1 pseudogene is annotated in these 631 nt (G+C 40.9%); it reads right to left on the reverse strand.

The window, feature by feature from the left end:
* Nucleotides 1-536: 536 nt before the first annotated feature.
* Nucleotides 537-631: pseudogene (locus AACR75_RS15965) on the reverse strand (GNAT family N-acetyltransferase); the annotation flags it as partial.

Here is a 631-nt window from a genome sequence, read left to right on the forward strand (position 1 = left end):
GTTTGTTATGCAAATTCAATAAGATAAACTGACTTTACTCGATCAAAAGCCACCATTGCAATGGTTGAGTGATTCAAGAACCAACCCAAACCAGAGCCGTGATAAATAAGCCGCCAAAACAAAGTCCACCTTTCAACAACAAACCAAGCTTTTGAATGAGACAAACTCACCGAGCAAGACTTTCAGCAATTGTGAAATGATCAAATAACTTGCCCTTTCCACACTTTACGCCCGCTAAACTGACAACACGCCAGCGCCAAAACCGATTGAGGCAAACAGAGAACTTTGCCTGTTTTACGGTTTGAGTTAACCATAAATTTGAGAGTGAAAATCCTCATTTGCCGACAACACAAAACGAATAACCGGAGAAATCCCAAAAGATTGAACCCCTAAATTTACCTGAGTTGCATAACGCCCTGTTAAGGTGTGAGCAACGCAATACCGAAGCTCCCGCATACCACCTTAAACACTAAAAGCAACGCATTGTGAAAATGCCACGCGTTGCGAATCACTCTTAAACAGATTGTTAGGTGAATTTATACCGCTGAAAGATAAACGCAAACTTCTCTCTCACCACCTTGCATACGAAGTGTTTGATTTTCTACGTAAGTAACACCAAGTTTATCGATAA

Source organism: Vibrio sp. ZOR0018 (assembly GCF_963865925.1).
Lineage (GTDB): Bacteria > Pseudomonadota > Gammaproteobacteria > Enterobacterales > Vibrionaceae > Vibrio > Vibrio anguillarum.